The sequence below is a fragment of the Desulforhabdus amnigena genome (assembly GCF_027925305.1).
In the GTDB taxonomy this organism is placed as follows: domain Bacteria; phylum Desulfobacterota; class Syntrophobacteria; order Syntrophobacterales; family Syntrophobacteraceae; genus Desulforhabdus; species Desulforhabdus amnigena.
In genome coordinates this window covers 1,809,930-1,830,113 of sequence record NZ_BSDR01000001.1, presented here as the reverse complement: position 1 = coordinate 1,830,113, position 20,184 = coordinate 1,809,930, and the positions used below count along the sequence as shown (strand labels likewise).

Annotated in this window: 18 protein-coding genes; 8 read left to right on the top strand and 10 right to left on the bottom strand. The window is 52.4% G+C overall.

Annotation, left to right across the window (positions count from 1 at the left end; all coding sequences use genetic code 11):
- Positions 1 to 72 precede the first annotated feature (72 nt).
- The 7 genes from QMG16_RS07915 (at position 73) to QMG16_RS07885 (ending at position 8,149) form a co-directional block, all read left to right on the top strand.
- On the top strand, positions 73 to 1,242 hold the full coding sequence (locus tag QMG16_RS07915; RefSeq protein WP_281793427.1) for a type IV pilus twitching motility protein PilT: 1,170 nt from the start codon (positions 73 to 75) through the stop codon (positions 1,240 to 1,242).
- Between the two features lie 225 nt (positions 1,243 to 1,467).
- On the top strand, positions 1,468 to 2,493 hold the full coding sequence (gene thiL / locus QMG16_RS07910) for a thiamine-phosphate kinase (RefSeq protein WP_281793426.1): 1,026 nt from the start codon (positions 1,468 to 1,470) through the stop codon (positions 2,491 to 2,493).
- Positions 2,494 to 2,602: 109 nt separating this feature from the next.
- Entirely contained in the window at positions 2,603 to 3,421 is an 819-nt protein-coding gene (gene thiD, locus QMG16_RS07905) for a bifunctional hydroxymethylpyrimidine kinase/phosphomethylpyrimidine kinase (protein WP_281793425.1), read from the top strand.
- Positions 3,422 to 3,912: 491 nt separating this feature from the next.
- The gene (locus QMG16_RS07900) at positions 3,913 to 6,195 is read left to right on the top strand and encodes a nitric-oxide reductase large subunit (RefSeq protein WP_281793424.1); all 2,283 of its coding nucleotides are present in this window, start codon (positions 3,913 to 3,915) and stop codon (positions 6,193 to 6,195) included.
- A 146-nt stretch (positions 6,196 to 6,341) separates the two neighbouring features.
- Entirely contained in the window at positions 6,342 to 7,367 is a 1,026-nt protein-coding gene (locus QMG16_RS07895; protein ID WP_281793423.1) for a uroporphyrinogen decarboxylase/cobalamine-independent methonine synthase family protein, read from the top strand.
- 152 nt (positions 7,368 to 7,519) lie between these two features.
- The gene (locus tag QMG16_RS07890; RefSeq protein WP_281793422.1) at positions 7,520 to 7,837 is read left to right on the top strand and encodes a cupin domain-containing protein; all 318 of its coding nucleotides are present in this window, start codon (positions 7,520 to 7,522) and stop codon (positions 7,835 to 7,837) included.
- A 117-nt stretch (positions 7,838 to 7,954) separates the two neighbouring features.
- Complete coding sequence (locus QMG16_RS07885; protein ID WP_281793421.1) at positions 7,955 to 8,149, top strand: ferredoxin; 195 nt, start codon at positions 7,955 to 7,957, stop codon at positions 8,147 to 8,149.
- Positions 8,150 to 8,340: 191 nt separating this feature from the next.
- Here QMG16_RS07885 and QMG16_RS07880 read toward each other — a convergent pair whose 3' ends face one another.
- The 4 genes from QMG16_RS07880 to QMG16_RS07865 all read right to left on the bottom strand — a co-directional run bounded on the left by QMG16_RS07880 (position 8,341) and on the right by QMG16_RS07865 (position 13,147).
- Positions 8,341 to 9,078, bottom strand: coding sequence for an ABC transporter permease (locus QMG16_RS07880; protein WP_281793420.1), 738 nt, complete (start codon positions 9,076 to 9,078; stop codon positions 8,341 to 8,343).
- A complete protein-coding gene (locus tag QMG16_RS07875) occupies positions 9,075 to 10,061 on the bottom strand; it encodes an ABC transporter ATP-binding protein (RefSeq protein WP_281793419.1) in 987 nt (328 codons plus the stop codon). The genes QMG16_RS07880 and QMG16_RS07875 overlap by 4 nt, the downstream gene beginning before the upstream one ends.
- A 123-nt stretch (positions 10,062 to 10,184) precedes the next feature.
- Positions 10,185 to 11,933: a YcaO-like family protein gene (locus QMG16_RS07870; RefSeq protein ID WP_281793418.1), complete on the bottom strand. Its 1,749-nt coding sequence runs from the start codon at positions 11,931 to 11,933 to the stop codon at positions 10,185 to 10,187.
- Positions 11,934 to 12,271: 338 nt separating this feature from the next.
- The gene (locus QMG16_RS07865; RefSeq protein WP_281793417.1) at positions 12,272 to 13,147 is read right to left on the bottom strand and encodes a ribonuclease D; all 876 of its coding nucleotides are present in this window, start codon (positions 13,145 to 13,147) and stop codon (positions 12,272 to 12,274) included.
- 246 nt (positions 13,148 to 13,393) lie between these two features.
- Between QMG16_RS07865 and QMG16_RS07860 the strand changes: the two genes are divergently transcribed.
- Positions 13,394 to 13,993, top strand: coding sequence for a Smr/MutS family protein (locus QMG16_RS07860; RefSeq protein WP_281793416.1), 600 nt, complete (start codon positions 13,394 to 13,396; stop codon positions 13,991 to 13,993).
- A 234-nt stretch (positions 13,994 to 14,227) separates the two neighbouring features.
- Here the strand turns inward: QMG16_RS07860 and QMG16_RS07855 are convergent, their stop codons facing one another.
- From QMG16_RS07855 to QMG16_RS07830, 6 genes are all read right to left on the bottom strand, one after another.
- A complete protein-coding gene (locus QMG16_RS07855; protein WP_281793415.1) occupies positions 14,228 to 14,689 on the bottom strand; it encodes a ferritin family protein in 462 nt (153 codons plus the stop codon).
- Positions 14,690 to 15,005: 316 nt separating this feature from the next.
- Positions 15,006 to 16,736, bottom strand: coding sequence for an adenine deaminase (gene ade, locus QMG16_RS07850; RefSeq protein WP_281793414.1), 1,731 nt, complete (start codon positions 16,734 to 16,736; stop codon positions 15,006 to 15,008).
- 26 nt (positions 16,737 to 16,762) lie between these two features.
- A complete protein-coding gene (locus tag QMG16_RS07845) occupies positions 16,763 to 17,260 on the bottom strand; it encodes a bifunctional nuclease family protein (RefSeq protein ID WP_281793413.1) in 498 nt (165 codons plus the stop codon).
- Positions 17,261 to 17,518: 258 nt separating this feature from the next.
- Positions 17,519 to 18,892, bottom strand: coding sequence for a tRNA (N6-isopentenyl adenosine(37)-C2)-methylthiotransferase MiaB (gene miaB, locus QMG16_RS07840; protein WP_281793412.1), 1,374 nt, complete (start codon positions 18,890 to 18,892; stop codon positions 17,519 to 17,521).
- Entirely contained in the window at positions 18,861 to 19,664 is an 804-nt protein-coding gene (locus QMG16_RS07835; RefSeq protein WP_281793411.1) for a cyclic nucleotide-binding domain-containing protein, read from the bottom strand. The genes miaB and QMG16_RS07835 overlap by 32 nt, the downstream gene beginning before the upstream one ends.
- Before the next feature lie 122 nt (positions 19,665 to 19,786).
- Positions 19,787 to 20,122 carry a DUF4911 domain-containing protein gene (locus QMG16_RS07830; RefSeq protein ID WP_281793410.1) on the bottom strand — a complete coding sequence of 112 codons (336 nt, stop codon included), beginning with the start codon at positions 20,120 to 20,122 and terminating at the stop codon, positions 19,787 to 19,789.
- Positions 20,123 to 20,184 lie beyond the last annotated feature (62 nt).

Here is a 20,184-nt window from a genome sequence, read left to right as displayed (position 1 = left end):
AGGGCACAGAGAAAGACTTTCAAATGAAATCTTGGTGTTCTACCGGATCATGAGGTTTAGAAGGGAAAACAAGTGAGACGACCGGAACTGGACTATTTGCTCAGTCGCATTTTGGAGGAGAACCCTCAAGCCTCGGATATCAATTTCACGGTGGGAAAGCCGCTTCAGGCGGAAGTGGATGGTCAACTCAAGGTGGTTTGCCGAAACCTGGGCATTGAGAAGCTGACCCCCTACCATACGGAAATGCTCGCACTGAATCTTGCGGGAGGCGACCGCCGCAGCGTTCAACATCTCTTGAAACACGGTTCTTGTGACCTTTCTTACCATCTGCAGGGACGGGCGCGATTCCGTGTGAATATCTTTTCCCAGCGTGGAACATACTCCATTGTGATGCGTCAGTTGCCCACCAAGGTGCCCTCTCTTGAAGATCTGAAGCTGCCGCCCGTGTTCAAAGAAGTGGCCGACCAAAAATACGGGATCATATTCATCACCGGTGCCACTGGCAGCGGTAAATCGACGACGCTCGCGGCGGTTTTAAATGAAATCAATCAAAAAAAGGCCGTCCATGTCATCACGTTGGAGGACCCTGTAGAATTTGTGCATCCCCAACTGAAGGCTACTTTCAATCAGCGTGAACTGGGAATAGACTTCGATTCTTTTGCCAATGGCTTGCGGGCGGCGCTTCGCCAGGCGCCCAAAGTGATTCTCGTGGGGGAAATGCGGGACAGGGAAACGGTGGAAATAGGATTGAGCGCCGCAGAAACGGGCCACCTGGTTCTCAGCACCCTGCATACCGTGGATGCGGGGCAAACGATCAACCGCATAGTGGGTATGTTCGAACTGGAAGAAGAGCGCCTCATCCGCATTCGACTGGCGGACACTCTACGCTGGGTCGTTTCCCAGAGGCTGCTGCCGAAAATTGGTGGAGGGCGTGTGGCGGCCCTGGAAATAATGGGGACCAATCTGCGGGTCAAAGAAGCCGTCGTGCAGGGGGAGTCGGAGGGGAAGACCTTCTACGAAATGATGCAGCAGGCAAAGCCTTTCGGGTGGATGAATTTCGATGACTGCATCACGGGCCTTTATGAAAAGGGTGTGATCACTGAAGAAACCGCTTATGCGTATGCTTCCAAGAGAGCCATGGTCAAGCGCGGCATTGACCAGATCAAGGCCTCTCGAGGCGAAAAGACTACCGATATAGAAGGTTTGAAAATCGACAAGAGCTACTCGCTCAAGATGGGATGAGACACGATGATGACCAGGGCGATCAAACGATCGCTCTGGTTTTTTCGTCGGCCACCCTTCAAAGGTCCCTTCCGAATCCGATTTTATGCCACTTTCTTGTAGATATCTCTCCCATGAAGATTCCAAGTGCGATATGATTATTTTTTTATGGGGATACTCGAGTCCTCAACGAGGGTCGAGCGTCTGCCGAGAGCAAGAATTTATCAGCTGAAGAACGGAGTCTGAATGATGCGAGTACGTGACTTGGGGGAATTCGGTTTGATCGGACGCATCGCCGGTTCCCTGCCCCAGCCGCCCCCCGATGTGGTCGTGGGGATAGGCGATGATGTGGCGGTGCTTCGAGGCTCCGGGCCTGACTACTTTTTGGCTACCTGTGATGTTCAGGTCGAGAATGTGCATTTCTTGCGAACCACCACCACACCTTATCAGTTGGGCCGGAAAGTCGTTGCCATCAATGTGAGCGATATCGCAGCCATGGGAGGAACTCCCCTGTGGGCCCTGGTCTCGCTCGCCCTCCCGCCCGATACGGATGTTGATTTTGTCGACGGTCTGTACCAGGGAATGGGGGAGCAGATTCGGCTTGCCGGGGGATCCATAGTCGGTGGAAATCTTAGCAAAATTCATTCGGAAATTGTGATCGATCTTTGTCTGATGGGGAGTGTGGCTCCAGAAAGGATGATTTTGAGAAAAGGGGCCCGCCTTGGGGATTTGGTCCTGGTCACCGGGTCCTTGGGAGATTCCAGGGCCGGTTTGGAACTCATCGGTCATCCCGAATGGTCGATTTCGGATTCTGCCCGCCGGACTGTGATAGAAAAACATCTCATGCCCCAACCCCGCCTCAAAGAAGGGCAGGCGCTGGCACGGCTCGGTTGTGTACATGCCATGGCCGATGTGAGCGATGGTCTCGTGAGCGATCTTCAGCATATCTGTGGGGCCAGTCGGGTGGGAGGGGAGATCTGGGTTGAGAATTTGCCCATCAGCGCCGCATGTAAGGAAGTGGCGGAGAGAGCAGGGCAGGATGCTTCGACGTGGGCCTTGACGGGCGGTGAGGATTATGAGCTCTTGTTCACCGCACCTGAAACGTCTGTGCCGGAAATCCAAAGGACGTTGGCGGATGAAATGGGAACACCCTCTCATGTCATAGGGCGGATCGTCGAAGAGATGTCGGGAGTGCAGGTGCGGCATGCTGACGGCAAAACCGTCTTGTATGCCGGTGGTTCAAGAGGATGGGACCATTTTTCGGGGAGTTGACGGCGTTGGAATTGCCGTGCAGTTGACAGTCGAGCGGAAATGAGCCTCCAGATCTTGCCGAATATCCAGAGATTTCAGTTCGGATGAACAGATGAAAGAAGAGTTGAATATGACAAAGATTCCTCGTGCATTGACCATAGCGGGTTCCGACTCGGGGGGAGGGGCCGGCATTCAAGCAGACCTCAAGACATTTTCGGCCCTCGGGGTCTTTGGGATGAGCGCCATCACGGCCCTCACGGCTCAAAATACCGTGGGGGTTCATGGTGTCGTGGAATTGGACCCGGCTTTTGTTTCATCCCAGATTCACGCGGTCGTGACGGATATCGGAGTGGATGCCGTCAAAACGGGAATGTTGTCCAATGCGGGCATTATTTCCAGGGTGGCGAAAGATATCGAAGCATTGCAGATCGGCGCAAACCTTGTAGTGGACCCCGTGATGGTGGCCAAAAGCGGGGATGCCCTCTTGCGGCGGGAAGCCATCGAAACATTGGTGCGGGAGCTTTTTCCCCTGGCTTTGGTGGTGACGCCCAATCTGCACGAGGCGGGAGTTCTGATCGGTGCGGAGGTCACCAACCGGGAGGATATGAAAGAGGCTGCAAAGCGCATCAAATCCTTCGGTCCGCGCTATGTCTTGATCAAGGGGGGGCATTTGGCCGGAACTCCCATGGACCTGCTTTTCGATGGGACGAACTTTCGTGAATACTCCAATGTCCGTTACGATACCCCTCACACTCATGGAACGGGCTGTACATTTGCTTCCGCCATCGCTGCAGGACTGGCTCGCGGGCTTGCAGTGGAAGAAGCCGTGGCCCAGGCCAAATCCTACATAACGGGAGCTATCCGCCAGGGGCTGCCCCTCGGCAAGGGGCATGGCCCGGTCCATCATTTTTATGAACTTTACAGACTGGCTGGCTGGCATTTTCACTGATTCCTTCCAGGATTCCCCGTTTTATAGAAAAAACCTTCATGCACGCTTCGTTATGTCCCTCTCAGGTAGAGGGGGATATACAATGCGACATTGTCACATCGACCACAGAGACACGGAGAACACAAGGATTTCATTTGAGAGTCTTTCTCTATGCCCTCCGTGTCTCTGTGGTTCCTATGGAGTTCAAGGGCATTTGCAATCGTGTGCATGCCGGTGGTATATATATTCATCATGTTGTAAGATGATCTCCCCCTCCTCTTCGATCGAATACGGTTCTTATCCTCAAAATGCTTATCAATGCGTCCTTGATCCGAGGGGACGATTTTTTGAAAATCGCCACAAAAAGCAATAGATTGCCATTTCAACGACACGATTGGAAAAGGAGGAGCCTAAGAGAGGACCTTGCAAGCCGGTTTGTCTGAGTAGGGATGGTTTTGATTCAAATCTCTCATTGTCAATACATGCTCACATAAAAGAAAGGAAGGATCGAAATGGAATTGAAAAAAAGCTCATTTCAAACCCTTTCACCCCGGTGGCGGCATGGCGTTTTCTGGACCATCGTGATTGGCATGTCCATCCTGATCTACATTTCTGCAACAGCTTACCGGGATGCGCCACCCATTCCCGAGGGAATCGTATCGCCATCGGGCGAAATGGTTTTCACCGGTAGGGACATTTCAGAAGGGCAGGAGGTCTTTCTAAAGTACGGCCTCATGGAAAATGGCACCATTTGGGGGCATGGAGCCTATCTCGGGCCCGATTTCTCGGCGGAATATCTCCACACTCTGGGTGTTGATGCACGTGACAGCCTGGCTCAAAAACTTTTCAAAAGGGATGCGGCCTCCCTTTCAGATACCGAAAAGGAAGCGCTCGGAGCGGAAGTAAAAAATCTTCTGAAAACCAACCGCTATGATCCCAAGACCAAAACGCTGATTTTTTCGGAGCCAGAGGTGGCTTCATACCGGAAACAGATCGGCAAATGGACCGATTACTTCTCGGGACCTACCGTCAGTGGAGGCCTTCCCATGAAGTATATCGAAGACAAAGAGGAAATCCGGAAGCTCACGGCTTTTTTTGCCTGGGCAGCCTGGGCCTCCGTGGCGGACCGGCCGGGGAAGTCCTATTCCTATACCAACAACTTCCCATATGACCCTCTGGTTGGAAATACTCTCACACGGGATGCCGTTTTGTGGAGCGCCCTCAGCATCATTACTCTTCTTGGCGCGACGGCCCTGGTGCTCTTTATTTTCGGCCGGTTCGATTATCTGGGCTGGAAAGGCCATGGGGAAGGAGTGCACATTCATCCACACCTGCTTCCCGGGGTGGCTACGGAAAGCCAGAAGGCCACAATCAAATATTTCGTCATCGTCTCTTTGCTCTTTTTGGCGCAGGTGCTGGTGGGCGCTGCGACGGCTCACTTCCGCGCCGATCCCGGAAACTTTTACGGCATCGATCTCTCCTGGATTCTTCCCAGTAACCTCGTGCGTACTTGGCATCTCCAGTTGGCCATTTTCTGGATTGCAACGGCATACGTCGCCGGGGGCCTGCTGCTCGCTCCTTCCTTGGGAGGCAAAGACCCCAACGGACAAGTGGCGGGCATCAATGCACTGTTCTGGGCCCTGGTCCTCGTGGTGGTCGGTAGTCTTTTGGGGGAGATGTTCGGCATTCGCCAAATTCTCGGAAAACTCTGGTTCTTGTTTGGGCATCAGGGCTGGGAATTCCTGGATCTGGGACGCGGGTGGCAGGTCCTGTTGACTATCGGACTTCTCTTTTGGCTCTTCCTGCTCTATCGCGCCGTGGCTCCCGCGAGAAAAGACGAGGAACGCAGTGAAATCGCAACGCTCTTCATGCTTGGGGCCATAGCCATCCCCTTCTTTTACCTGCCAGCATTCTTCTTTGGCAGCAAGTCCAATTTTTCCGTCGTGGATATGTGGAGATTCTGGATCATCCACCTCTGGGTGGAAGGTTTTTTCGAACTTTTCGTGACCGTGCTGGTTGCCGTCATCTTCTACCAGCTCGGCATGGTAGCCCGCAAGACGGCTGTGCGCATCATTTACTTGGACGCCATACTTTTTCTGGGAAGCGGCATTGTGGGAACGGCACATCACTGGTACTGGACGGGACAGTCCAATGTGACCATGGCCCTTGCAGCAACTTTTTCCGCCATGGAAGTCGTTCCCCTCACTCTTCTCACGCTGGATGCCTGGGATTTTGTCAAGTTGACGGGCACGCAATGCGAGGTCTGCGGTAAAGGCATCGTGATCCCTCACAAATGGACATTCTATTTCCTGATGGCCGTGGGCTTCTGGAATTTTCTGGGAGCTGCGGTTTTCGGCTTTCTCATCAACCTTCCCGTGGTGAGTTACTTTGAAGTCGGAACCATGCTGACGCCGAACCATGGCCATGCGGCCTTCATGGGGGCTTTCGGAATGCTGGCCATGGCGCTCTTGGTGCTATCACTCCGGCAGGTGCTTACGGACGAGCAATGGGTCCGCCCTGAAAAATTCATTCGCATATCCTTCTGGGGATTGAACATCGGTCTGCTGCTCATGGTGCTCCTGAGCCTTTTTCCCGGTGGTGTGATGCAGTTTTGGGATGTTCTGACCAATGGCTACTGGCATGCACGGGGACTCGACTATACCAGTGAACATCTGGTTCGTCTGGTCGAATGGATGCGTATGCCCGGAGACGTGGTATTCATTGTCCTGGGTGTTGTCCCGGCGGTACTGGCAACAGCTCTGGCCTACCGGTACATGTGGGCCGCGAACCGGTAGAGTTTCCTTTCTGAAGGGGTTCAAATCCATCTCCTGGCCCGTCCAGTATACCGGCAACTCTGTAAAGCGATTTTATCAAATCATGACGAATGCCTGCGTCACCGACGCGGCCCCTTCCCCAAGGCCAACTTGATAGGAGAGACCTCATGCCAATACCGGGTAACCTTTTGACGACCGCCATGGCGGTCATGCCCCACAGGGATGTGGATGCCGCGCTGAAGGCCGCTCTTTCCCTGGATATTCCTTTCTGGCCTCAGTTGCCGCTCTACAATTATTATGAAGACATGTATGTCCAGGCTTCGGAACATTTCCCCGGAATCGTTCTGGATATGGAAAATCGAACCCTGCGCTTTTCCATGGATAAGTTCGTGAGGGAGTTAGAAGATGCGCTGGCCCATTTTGAGGAGCTTGCATATTTCGATATCAGTGAAACCTACTCGGTGGTTTACCACAGGTTCCTGCAGATGGACTTCAGCGACCGGAGAGCCATTCGAGGCCAGTTGGAAGGTCCCATCAGTTTCGGTTTCAACGTGAGGGACCAGGATGACCGTCCCATCCTCTTCGATGAAACGGTGCGCCCTTTCATGCTGGAGTTCATGGCCCGGCGCGTGAATGCGCAATTGAAGCGTCTGAAAGGGTTGCATCCCAATGCCTTCATGTTCGTGGATGAACCCGGGCTCCAGTTCGTATTCAGCGGCATGTCGGGGTACAACAATACGCTGGCCGGAAAGGACATGGAATATTTTTTCTCCCTCATTGAAAGGCCGCGAGGAGTGCATTTGTGCGGGAATCCCGATTGGGACTTCCTGCTGGGGCTGGACCTGGATGTGCTCTCTTTGGACATGTACACGAACGGGGAGATTTTTGTTTCCTATGCCGGTTCCATAAGAAAATACCTGGAGCGTGGAGGCATCCTCATCTGGGGAATCACTCCGACAAACTTTCAGTTCTTTGAAAAAGAGGAACTGGATTCCCTGGAAAAGAGGCTGCTGGATCTCTGGGACCGGCTGGATCGGCAAGGGATCGATCGGGAATACCTTCTATCACGCAGCATGCTGTCTCCTGCAACCTGCTGCCTGGTGAATCCGGACGGTGTCGTTACTGTAGAGAATGCCTTCAAATTGACTCAAGATCTTTCCAGAAGGCTTCGCATGCGTTTTGCCTTGGAATAAAAATCTTTCATTCTGTTGACTTAAGTCAATCCCTCTTTTGATCGGTGCTGCTAAACATTATCTTAAACGCAAAGAATGATGAGAGTATCAGCCTTTCACACTGAGAAGATATCATTCTCAATCAACCGAGATGAAACCGAAAAGGAGATGGGATGAAAAAAGTCAACTTGTATGAGGCAGGCGGGTTTGATGAAAAAGGCTTCAAGAGACTGCTGGTCCAGGATTCCCCTTATTTCAAGATTCTCAATTTTAACTTCAAGGCAGGGCAGGAACTTCCCGTCCATTCTCATGACATTGAAGGGGAGGTGAGCCTTGTGATCCTGGAGGGAGAGGGGGAATTTCTGGGGAAAGACGGAGCTTCATTCCCTGCAAAGCCCGGGGATGTGGTTGTCAGTGAAATCAGTGAACCCCATGGGCTTCGAGCCAAAACGGATCTCAGGCTTCTGGTCACCATCGCTCCCCCTATCTGATGGATGAAAGCCTGGAGTATGTCGGTGAGTCTCGTCAAAGGTTCGCAACGGTTCCGCTCGGGGGTAATGGGGGGCCGGGACGGAACCGTGATGCAAAAAATGGAAAGGAGTGAGAAAATGGCTCGAAAGGTCGTTTTGGATCAGGAATGTTGTATTGCTTGTGAGAGTTGCGTAGAGCTTTGTCCTGAAGTTTTTCAGATGGATGAAGCGTCGGAAAAAGCTCATGTGATTCTGCCGGAAGGGGGCAACGAAGCGTGCATTGAGGAGGCCATTGACACTTGCCCTGTGGGATGCATTTCATGGGAAGAGTAGAAATGCGTTATGACGGCTCTTAATATGCACGACATGGTGCCAAAAATTCCTGCCCGACCCGGCCCCGAGAAGCAGCTTCACATGACCGGGTTGGGAAAAAGGGGAAACTTTTCATCTTCTCATCTTCGTTCAATTCGAGCAATTCTTCAAAACGCCCTTCATCCAATAGAAGAGGGACGTTTGACTGGTATTCAAGCAATCCATTTTCTATGTATGTTCCTCAGACTGGCGTAAAACAGGACGATACAAAAAACAGTGATGATCGAAAAGTCCAGGCCGAGTGGCATGATATTTTTCCCCCGAATTGTACCATGGAGAATGTCGGCACCATAAGTGAGAGGGAACAGGTAGGACAACGGGCGCAAAAACGTTGGAAGAGAATGGATCGGGAAAAACAGGCCGCAAAGAAAAATCATTGGAAAACGGAAAAAGTTGGAGAAAGTCTGAGCTTCAAAAACTTCACTGACTGAAACCGCGATAAAAAGGCCCAGGAAAGTCGATGCGATTGCGATCAATATAATGGCGGGCAATACAGCGATCCAGGCAACCTGGGAAAGATCGCTCAGGAACAGGGCCAGAAGGATGGGGACAGAAGCATTCGCCACACCAAAGAGGATCGCCCCGCTCGTCTTGGCCAGCATGAGAAGCTCCAATGGAATGGGGGCGAGCAGCAAGCGTTCAAACGAGCGGTTCTTTTTCTCGAATGTTACCGTCACTGCCAACATAGAAGTGGTGCCGAAAAGGACAGAAATCGCAATCACGCCTGGAAGCAGTGTAAGAATGCTTTCCAGGCCGCTGCCCGACTTGATGAAGAACATACCCGTCCAGGCCACAGGAAACATCAGGCCCCAACTGATGTTGGGCGGCTTGAGATAATAGGCATGCATATCCTTGAGCATAATATTCCAAAAAGCAATCCACCGTTTCATTGACCGCCTCCAGCCCTTTCCTTTTCTTTTTTCATGGCATCCAGCTCGATACCGGTAACCCGAACAAAGACTTCCTCCAGTGACGGTATCAGCCGGCGGGCCTCCATGACTTCGGCGCCCTGGTTCTCAATGAACCGTACGAAGGGGCCAATGCTTATTGCCTCTGCCGACTCGATGCGAACCTGGCCGGTGGAAACGGCTTGGAACTCGAAATGAGGAAAGGCGGAAGCCAGCTTGTCGCATAGATCGTCGGCACTATTCGAGACAGAAATCAGCATCGCTTTCCTTTCCTGTATTGGCTGCAAAAGATTGGCAACGGTGTCTGTTCGCACCACCCGCCCTTTCACGATGAAGGCGATACGCTCACAGAGGCGTTCAGCCTCTTCGAGGTAATGTGTGGTGAGAAAGATCGTTGTCCCGGCGCGGTGAAGTTCGGCAATGAGCTGCCTGATCTGCCGGGCGCTGGCCACATCGATGCCGGTGGTGGGTTCATCCAGAAACAGGATTTGTGGATGGTGAATGATTCCTGCGGCAATCGTCAGTTTGCGTTTCATGCCTTTGGAATAACCGGCGAATTTCCGATTCGCCGCTTCTTTTAAACCAAATGCGTCCAGTAGTTCTCTTGCGCGCGCCTGGCGCTCCTTCTTCCGCATGCCGTAGAGGGAAGCGCAAAAACAGAGGTTGTCAAATCCGGACAACTCGGGATAAAGGTTGCTTTCATCGGGAACAATCCCAATCAGATGCTGAGCCGCTTTTGGGTTTTTTTCACATTCCATACCGGCGATTTTGATTTTTCCCGAATTCGGCCTGGCAAGCCCTGTGAGTATATTGATGGTAGTTGTTTTGCCCGCGCCATTGGGGCCGAGAAAGCCGAAAAGCTCACCCTGACGCACACTGAAGGAAATCGCGTCAACGGCTGTGACCTCGTTGAATTTCTTGGTCAATTCAGTCACTTCGATCAGCGAATCCTGGTCACTTGCCAACGATATTGGTCCCTGTATTCCCATGTTTTTCCCTTATGAGTCATGCCATAGCACGCGGGCCGAGAACTTTCGGGGCAACCGGCAGCTAAAGCCAGGGAGGACAATGCGGTTGCTTATAACTCATCAGGCAGCCGTTGAATCCTTTTCCATCGCCTCTTCGAGCCTTGCAATGTTGTCGCGCGCAAATTCGATGTCTGGGTCGAGTTCAAGGGCCATGCGGTAGAGACGAATGGCTTCCTGCTTGAACCCAAGTTCCCGCAGGTTGGAGCCGATGTTGGCATAGTCGATGGCCGAGCCGGGGTCCAGTTCGATGGCTTTTTCAAAGGCCGAGATGGCGTCCCGGTGTCTCTTGAGCTGATAGTAGCAAAAGCCGCGCAGGTTGTAAATTTCCTTCAGTTCGTCGTTGAATTGTTCGGCCTGCGCCAGGGCTTCCAGGGCTTCTTCGTATTGCGCCAAATCTTTTCGGCAGGAAGCGATGTGTACATAAATGCTCGCGATTTCCCTGGGATCGGGGTTTTGATCCAGGGCCTGAAGGAAGAGAGAGAGTGCGGTTTTCGGCCGGCCTTCCAGTTCCAGACTGTGCGCCAGAAAGAAGGTGAGATCGTAGCGCGGCCCGAAAAGATGGAGGAGTCGTTCCATGTGGGGCATGATCTGTTCGATGGGAACGCTTTGGAGCAGGGTGCGCGCGGCATGCTGGGCAAAATCCGTGTCGCGGGTGCGGTCCAGGAAGTGCGCTCCCGGTACAATGGTGTAAACCGCCGGTACACCGAGTTCCGGGTGCGTCACGTCGATCACCAGAACTTCCAGGCCGATCCGCCTGAGAGCGTTTACGCAGCGTTCGATTTCCACCTTCAAATTGTCGTGGTCCAGGTTGGGAAGATCTCCAATGGAAACGGTTCTATGGTTTTCCATGAGGTAGCCGGCCTCTTCCAGGCTGGTGTACTTGGGGAGAGTCGGCCGGTAGGAGGTGCGGCTTTCAAAATCTCCCGCAAGCTGGGCGATCTCCGTTAGAGCCCTTGAAAGGGATTTTTCCGGATTGGATGTGGTTCCCGCAGTGAAAATGATTTCACTCAATTGGGGAAAGGTGGAAGGATCGTAGGCCAGCGCTCCCACCGTGGGGATTCCCGTATCCAGGGAAAAATCCCTCATATAGAGTTCGATGCCCTGCCTGCGGAATTTTTCCACCAGTTCCACTGCCGCTGGATCCTTGAGGGATGCCGGATCGATGAGGGGGGTCGAGCGCTTTTCATAGCTGATGATGGAGCCCACATGCCGTTCCACCACTTCGCAGAGGCTCTGCAGAATGGCTTCCTCGATGGTGTTGCCTGCCGCGGGACCGTTGTATTCATTGATGAGATAAAACCAGTCGATGGGCACCCATTGGTCTTCTCCGCGGGTCAGGTTGGTGGCTCTGGTCCAGCGCAGGGGAACATCCTGCAGGAATTCCCGGCAGAGGTCCAGGGGAGTGGAATCATCGTAAACGGATTGCTTGAGCATTTCGGGGGAAACCGCTTCGGATGCGACCTCTCCATAGGGCAGCAGGGGAAACGAAGACCGGCGAATGAAAGAGAAGAAACTGAATCTTTCCATGAGTTCCATGACGGCGCTGGCTTCCGACTGGATGGGCGTGGCTCCCTTTCCCATCTGTTTCTTGGTGCCCGTGAGCCGCGTGGCGTCGTCACCGCACAAACTGATGTAGACGGGAATGTCCAAACGCCCGGTGTCGATGCGCCGGGTCTCGGAGAGGATGTTGATCTTGAGCTTTTCCAATCTTTCTTTGACCCTTGCCACCGTTTCTTCCGGAGTGCGCGCTTTGTCCTGATCATGGCGGTAGGTTTTGTAGCAATCCTTGATCACAATGTGCGAATTCATTATTTCTCCTCTTTCATCGTTCATTTTCTGCATATATTTTCAAAGCGCCGGCCGACTCTTTGAATTTCTGCTTGAAATAGATGGTGTCCGGTTTTTATGGATTCTTGAATGCCCAAGGCATTCAAGAATAAGTGAAGTTTGCATAGGCACTTTCGGGAATGGGCTCCAGGGTCTTTTTCTGTTTCGTGCTTTTTCTTCGCTGTCATTTTGGGTCTCCGGCGAGAGGGGAATTCCGGAAGGGAGAGCGTTCACGAAAAATATTTCGCCATCGGAGAAAACGGCAGGATGCATCAATGATCACAGCGGTGCCTCAGATGATAACCTTTGCGGGATCCTTCTCAGCGAGAGGCATGTCCCTCAATTTTCCGGATCAATTCCAGGAGGTTTTGAGCCCCACGCCCGTTGTGGTAGTTCCTCGGTATTCCTTTGATCTTGGAAAAATCGCTCACGTTCTTGGGCCGCTGGTGAGCCAGTCTCAAAAGGGTGTCATTGGAAAGGACTCGAAACGGAGCTCGATTCCGCCGTTGCGCTTCATGTTCCCTGTAGAGGTAAAGGGCTTTCAGAATGCGCTTCCCCGTAGGGTCCAGATTCCTGGCGCCGCTGATCTGAATGAAGCTTTCGGGCCGAAACGTCTTCTCCTGAACTGCCTGTTCCGTGATTTTGACACAGGATTCCCGTGCTGCCTCCCAGAGTTCCCGTGCCTTGAGATTTTCAGCCAGGATGTGCCGCAGGGTGATGAGATAATGAGTATCCATGCGGGCATAATCCAACTGTTCGGGTTCCAGTGGGCGCTTCCCCCAGTTGTGGCGCTGCCACTTTTTGTTGAGCACCACTCCGAAGTGTTCCTGAAGGAGCTTTGCCAGGCCCAATTGTTTGTATCCCAGAAGTTTGGCTGCGATGGCCGTGTCAAAGACGTTGTTGATGCTGAACCGGTAGTCCCGTTTCAGTCCCAAAACATCGTTTACCGCAGCATGGAAGATCTTTTCGATGCCGGGGTCCATGAAGATTTTGGCCAGAGGCTGCAGGTCTTCCAGTTCCAGGGGGTCCAGGATATAATCTTCCTGTTCCGTCGAGAGCTGAAGGAGGCAGATCCGTTCGAAGTATGCGTAAAAGCTGTTGGATTCCGTATCGATGGCAATGTATCGAGTGGCAGCCAACTTTTCGACAAGAGCATCGAGTTCTGATGGTTTTTCAATCACAATCACTGGGTTCATCAAGGGGGTTCCCGTTACATTTTCCTATGCTATGAAATGAGACACAAACGAGGCAATATGATGGGTACCAGGAAAAAAAACATCAGACAAACCATCCATCGCTCTTCTCATGCGAAATCTTCCGCCCAGGGATTCTATACCCCCTTTGAGGGCTTAGATCAACACCTTGCACAAATTTCGCGTGCAGTTCGCAGTGCTTCCCTGCCTGATGACGTTTGCGTCTCAACGTCAGCCCCAAAACAGTCCATGAATGACGAGCAGCTCTTCGCGGAGGCCATGAAGGATGTAACGCCTTTGGAAAAAGTGCACAGAGAGCGGGTCGCACCTCCATCCCCTGCAAAGCGAATTCCGCGTTTTCTGGCGGAAGAAGAACGGGAAGTCTACATGCATTTGATGCATCTGGTGTCGGGCGAGGTGGAATTCGAGCTCTCATACTCCGACGAATATGTGGATGGGGCGATTGTGGGGCTTTCTCCGAAGGTTCTCAAGAAGCTGCGTAAGGGGGAATTCAGCTACCAGGACTACGTGGATCTTCATGGCTGCAACCGGAATCAGGCTCGTGAGATCGTCATTCAGTTCGTGCAGGAGAGTTTTGCTCAAAAGTGCCGTTGTATTCTCATCGTCTCCGGGCGCGGCCTCAATTCAAAGGACAAACAACCGGTTCTGAAAAAAGAGCTGGTGACCTGGCTTACACGCGCCCCTTTGAAGCGCTTCATTCTGGCTTTTGCTTCGGCGCGAACCTATGACGGCGGTGCCGGAGCATTCTATGTGCTCCTGCGCAGGAATGAAGGAAAAGCGCCTTTTGTGACTTCGGTTGTCAGAGGGAGAGAAAAGGACGGAATGTGAAGGGGGGCAAAGGAGTGAAGGATGTTTCCGGGTGGGCTCTTAGTGTGTGGTATCGTCATATTTACCACGGAGGCACGAAGGGCACAGAGAAGGACTTTTAAATGAAATCTCCGTGTTCTCCGTGTCTCTGTGGTTCAGATGAAATCTGACAATGGGTTGTCTGAAAATTCCTCTGTCTGGGAGCCGCATCTGATTCGATTCCCCCCTTGAAGGGGCAGGGGGGCAGACAGTCCCTCAATCCCAGGCGAGGATTTCCTCGTCGTACATGGTTTCGATGGTGCGTTTGTGCTTCAGTTCTTCCATGGCCAAAAGTTCAAACAGTTTGGATGTCTTTTCATGCATGCACTTGTTTTTCCAGCCTGAATAGAAAGCGTGGGCCTTTTCTTCCTTTTTCATGGCAAGAGTCAGTGCCTCCTGATAGGTGATGTCGTCATAGAACTCGACATCGATCAAGTAATCGCCGATTTGCAGATCTTCCACCTGGGGCAGTTTCACGTCCGAAATTCCAAGAACATCGAGATCCTTGAGCATGTCCCTATGCCGTTTTTCCTCAGTCACCATTTCCAGGAAGAATTTCTTGATGCCCGGATTTTTGGCGCGGTCGGCGCACTTCTGATAAAACTCCATGGCCTTCTCTTCCTTATTGATGGCAAAGTTGACAACATCATCAACAGAACTGCACGAAACGCTGGTCATGGTTCCCTCCAAAGTTTTTGATGACGGGTAATGTTTGTTCTCAAGCGTCGCTCATGAGAAACAATCTGCAGCCTTTTTTCCCGAAGGATATGAGGCCGTGGCCGGTCGAGCATCCTGTGTGCGTTTTCAGCGCTGAGAGCCTCGGCAAATCGCGTATTGCCATGACTCTTTGCAAGGGATGGGGGTAAGAATCGGAATACAGGGGCCTCATGCCTCAGCCCCCCGCCACGTGCATGGGGGCTGTTTTGTAACCATTCAAGCCCCCCACCTCGATCTTCTCTCCCCAAAGGGGGAAGGAAGGTCTTTTGATGGGGGCTTATTTTGACTGGAAAAGAGGAACAAAATCAAAAGCGGAAACATCCACCAGCCCCAAATCTGTCAGCTTCAGCTCAGGGATGACGGGAAGGGCGAGAAACGAAAGAGCCATGAACGGGTTATGAAGAGGAGATCCCCAGGAGCGGGCTCTCGCCTTCAGGGTTTCAAGATGTTCCACCACTTTTTCAACAGGCGCATCGGACATGAGTCCGGCAATGGGCAAAGGAAGCAATTCCGTGGTATCGCCTGCCGAACCGATGGCCATGCCTCCACCTGCCTTCCGCACAGCATCGACCACATGTGCGATATCTGTGTCGTTGGTTCCCACTACAATGAGATTGTGCGAGTCGTGAGCCACAGTGGTGGCCATGGCTCCTTTTCTAAGTCCGATCCCCTGAACGAACCCGATGGAAGGTGGAGCGCCCGGACGGTAGCGGTTGAAGACCACCAGTTTCAGGATATCACGGTCCAGGTCCGCAACGGCCTGTCCATTTTCGACTTTGGGGGGAAAGAGAATTTTTCGAGTGAGGAGTGTTCCTTCCTGAACACCGATCACGCGGAGAAGGCCGGCTTCGACTGGAACACTCAAGGCATCGAGGGATGGAGCGGAAAGATTCATGGGGCTGGGAGGCGCCGCGGGGGAGGGAAATGTCTCTGGTGCAATGAGGAGTTTTCCCTCCCGGGCAACTTCCCTGCCTTTCTTGAAAACGCGCTGAGGAACCCATGGATTGAGAGTGGGACTCAGGCTGAAATCCGCCAGATATCCAGGAGCGATGGCTCCCCGGCGGGAGAGGCCGAAGTGCCTGGCGGGCGTCCACGTGGCCAGAGTCAGAGCGCGGACGGGTTCCAGGCCGAGGGCCATGGCCCGGTTTACGATGAAATTCATGTGTCCTTCCCGAAGGAGATCGTCGGGATGGCGATCATCGCTCACCAGCAGACACCGGGGCCAGGTGTAATCATCGACGGCGGCAAGAAGATTTGCCAGGTCCTTGGATTGACTTCCTTCCCGAAGCATGAGGGCCATTCCCTTGGAAAGCTTCTCACGGGCTTCTTCAAGGGTGGTGCATTCGTGGTCGGAAGTGATTCCCGTTCCGATGTAGGCGTTCAGATCCATGCCGCTCAACTGCGGAGCGTGGCCATCCATGCATCGCTCCTGAAAGAGCAGAAGCTTGTCCAACACGTCTGGAAAAGCTTGCAGGACGCCGGGGAAGTTCATCATTTCCGCAAGACCGAGGATCCTTGAATGGGGCAGAAGAGAGTGGAGGTCCGAAGCCCTGAGGTGTGCTCCCGATGTCTCCAGGGGGGATGCGGGCACACAGCTCGGAAGATTGAAATAGACATCCAGCGGAATGGCTTCGGTGGCGCCGAGGAAATATCGGATTCCCTCGATCCCCAGGACGTTGGCGATTTCATGAGGGTCCGCAACGACTGCGCTCGTGCCCCACGGGACCACGGAGGCGCAAAACCGGCCGGGGCTCAGAAGCGTGCTTTCGATATGGATATGGCCGTCAATGAACCCGGGACACACAAACATACCGTCTGCATCGATCGTTTCCATTGCCTCATACCGGCCCCATCCCGCTATGAATCCATCATAAACTGCCAGATCGGCGGTTTCCACCTTTCCCATGAGGACATTCACGATGCGGCATCCGCGTAGACAAAGATCCGCAGGGATTTGACCCCGGGCTGCTTCAATGAACCGGCTCAGGCGAGAGCTTTCCCACTTCATGCATTCATCCATTGTGGTTGTATGCCTTACATCTTGTATTTGCTGAAGTCTTCCGGATCGAGATCTTCCAGAATGTCTGCCCATTTCTCCTTATTTTCGCGGTCGAAGAGAGGCTGAGTGGAATCCTCGGTTTTTTGGGATTTGTAGAGAACTTCCTCTTCGACAAAAATGGGGGCATTGGTCCGAAGGGCGATGGCAATGGCGTCGCTTGGACGCGCATCGATGGAACTGACCTGATCCTTGTCCCGAAGGTAGATGAGAGCGTAGTAAGTGTTGTCCCTCAAGTCACAGACTTCTATGCGTTCGACTTTGACATCCAGCAGGTCAAAACAGTTTTTGATCAGATCATGTGTCATGGGACGCGGGAACTGGATTTTCTCCAGCTCTGTTGCAATGGCGGTTGCTTCCAGAAGGCCGATCCAGATGGGAAGGGAGGTTTCGTTCCGAGGATCCTTCAGGACCAGGATGGGCGTGTTGGTCTTTGGGTCCATAACAAGGCCGGAAACTTTCATCTCTTTAAACATGCTGGCTCCTTAGAATAGCTATAGTCCAGTCCTCACTGGATGAAAAAAGTGAACTGGTGATCAAACCGAAAAAAGCGTCTGCGCGTCAATGCAATTCGTGTTACGTGTTCGGGTGTTTCTTTTAAGGGAAATCTGTATGGCGCTTGACGACTAAATTAACCATTTAAACGAGCCGTGAAAAGACCTTCCATATTCAGCCGGTGGTTGTGCTCTGCGCTGATAAAGTCAAGACTTTTGGTCATAGTAATAGGATTGCAACTATCCATCACTGCGAGCCTGTGAAACCGGTTCACCCGTTAGTGAGTGGGAAGATGCCGAACGGATTCTGACCTGGAGGAGCCTTCCGATCTGTTCCTGCGATCCTTGGAAATGAACAAGCCGGTTTTGCTGTGTCCGGCCTGTCAAAAGCTCCGGCGCGGTTTTGCTGGGACCTTCTACCAGAATTTCTCGAATGGCCCCTACTTCAGCCCTGTTTTTCCGGAGCGTGATCTCCGCCTGAAACGCCTGAAGCTCTATCAATCGACGAGCCTTGGTTTCTTCATCCACCTTATGAGGAAACTGTGCGGCCCTGGCATAGGGACGGTCCGAATACCTGAAAGAAAAAAGATTATCATACTGGATCGTTTCCAGCAAATGAAGGGTTTGTTGAAAATCTTCTTCCGTTTCCCCCGGAAATCCCACGATGACATCTGAAGATAGGCCGATTTCCGGACAGGCTTCCCGCAGACGCCGAATTTTTTCCAGGTAATGTGCCGCAGTATAGTTGCGGTTCATGCGTTGGAGGATAGAATCGGATCCTGCCTGGAAGGGCAGGTGCAGGTATTTGCAAAGTACGGGCATATCGGCAAAACAGCGGATCAGCTCGTCCGTGAGATCCTTGGGGTGGGAGGTGGTGAATCGAAGCCTGCGAACGCCCGTTTCTTCCTCGATGCGATGCAGCAGATCGACAAAAGATATTTTCTCCTGGAGACCTCGCCCGTAGGAATTCACATTTTGGCCCAGCAGGAGGACTTCCCTCGTTCCGCAGGAGGTCAGCCTGTTGATTTCATCCAAAATCTCCCGGCTGGGGCGACTGCGTTCCCGCCCACGAACATAGGGAACGATGCAATAGGTGCAGAAATTGTTGCAGCCCTGCATGATGGTCACGGGGGCTGAAACCGTGAAGTTGGAGAAAGGGGATGCTTCGAAGAGTTCCTGTGGAGCCGTGGAGTCTTCTTCGGGAAGATAGGCCAACCGCTTGTCCGATGCTTGAATTTCGTCCAGAATTTCCCCTACCGAAGAAATGGCACGGGTGCCCATGACGAGATCCAGGTGGTCGAATCTTTTCAGGAGCTTCTCGCCCAGTTGCTGGGCTACACAGCCGCCCAGAATGATCTTGAGACTCGGATGATGAACTTTAAGGCGTTTCAGACGTCCCAAAAAAGAATGGACCTTCTGCTCCGCCTTGTCCCTTACGGAACAGGTATTCAGAAAAATGACGTCCGCAGAAGCCATATCTGGCGTGGGGAGATAGCCCTTGGCCGCAAGAATGCGTTGTACCCGCAGGGAATCGTATTCATTCATCTGGCAGCCGAAGGTATGGACATACAAGTAGCGTGGCTCACTGGCCGTTTTCAGTAACGGTTCTGTCATGGATCTCCCTATACTGAGGTGTCGGTTCCGCTCTCCATTGCATCCATCGGGAACGGAGTGTTTGCATCATTCGAAGGGCAACTTCGGGGTAATCCCTGATGATCACATCCAGATTGTCCACCGTGTAGGCCTCCAGAACGGTTTCCCCCATACTCGTTATTGTTGCTTCGTGGGGAATGGCGAGGAGCGCGGCCGATTCTCCGATGAATTCTCCAGGGGTGTCGATGATGGCTGTAACCTTGCCCCCCGTGCTCACCTGCAGGCCTTTCTGGGTGGAGATCAGCCTGTAAAAGGCTTTTCCCGTGCTGTCTTCATCGATAATGGTATCTCCATCGGAAACAAAAATGATTCGGTTGTCCCGCAAAAGAAAAGGGTTAGGACTTTCAACCATATTCTGCGATGTCTGGTCCAATTGACGCAGCACCGAAGCCAGAATGCTCTGCGCCATGCGTGGCGTTTCCCTTATGAAATGGTCCAGTGCTTCTCTATTATAGGATGCAACCCTGGATTCTTTCATGGCTATGGCCGAATAGGGGGACGGTTTTTTGAGGGAATACGACTCCAATCCGAAAACGTCCTGGGGTTCCAGTATCCTGATTTCTCTGGCACCGACTCTGATCTCCACCTGACCGTCCATGATCACAAAAAAGAGGGAAGAGCTTTCACCTTCCTGCAGGATTGCCTCCCCTTGCCGGTAGATCTTTATCTCTTCCGGCCGAAGAGACAGGGAAGAATCATCTTCATCGTCATTGTAGTGAAAAAACTTATCCATAGGTTCTAAAGCCTGATCCAATAGCTTATACTGAAAACCGGAGGGTTTTCGCCTCAGGAAAAGCCGGTGGGCTTCATGAGGTCAAAAATGGAGAGGTGCATGAGTTCACTCTGAATTTAACCTTAAGGGGAAGATGCTGAGGATGCTTTGGTCTGAGGGGTTCGGTTTGAGGAAAAAGGTTCCAGGATGCAGATTTCCTCGAAAAGAAGCTGGGACGGAAAATCTTCCTCCAATGCAACCCCTCGCCATTGCAGCTGTTCTTTTTCCGCTTCAAGGATCCGGTCTATCTCCTCTTCGCATCCAGGAGCAATTCTCAATTGTATCAGACCCAAACGAGGATCCAGAGTGGTGACTATGCCAATCCCCTCGTAAGCTTCCAGAATAAAACGGAGATAATGGATTTGGAAAGGGGGTAGAATCATGTGGCGGACAACACACTTGTCAGGAATCCCACTCAAGCATTTCTCCTTTCGTTTCAATCGAGACTATGATACCAGATAACATTCCAAAAAGGAAAGAG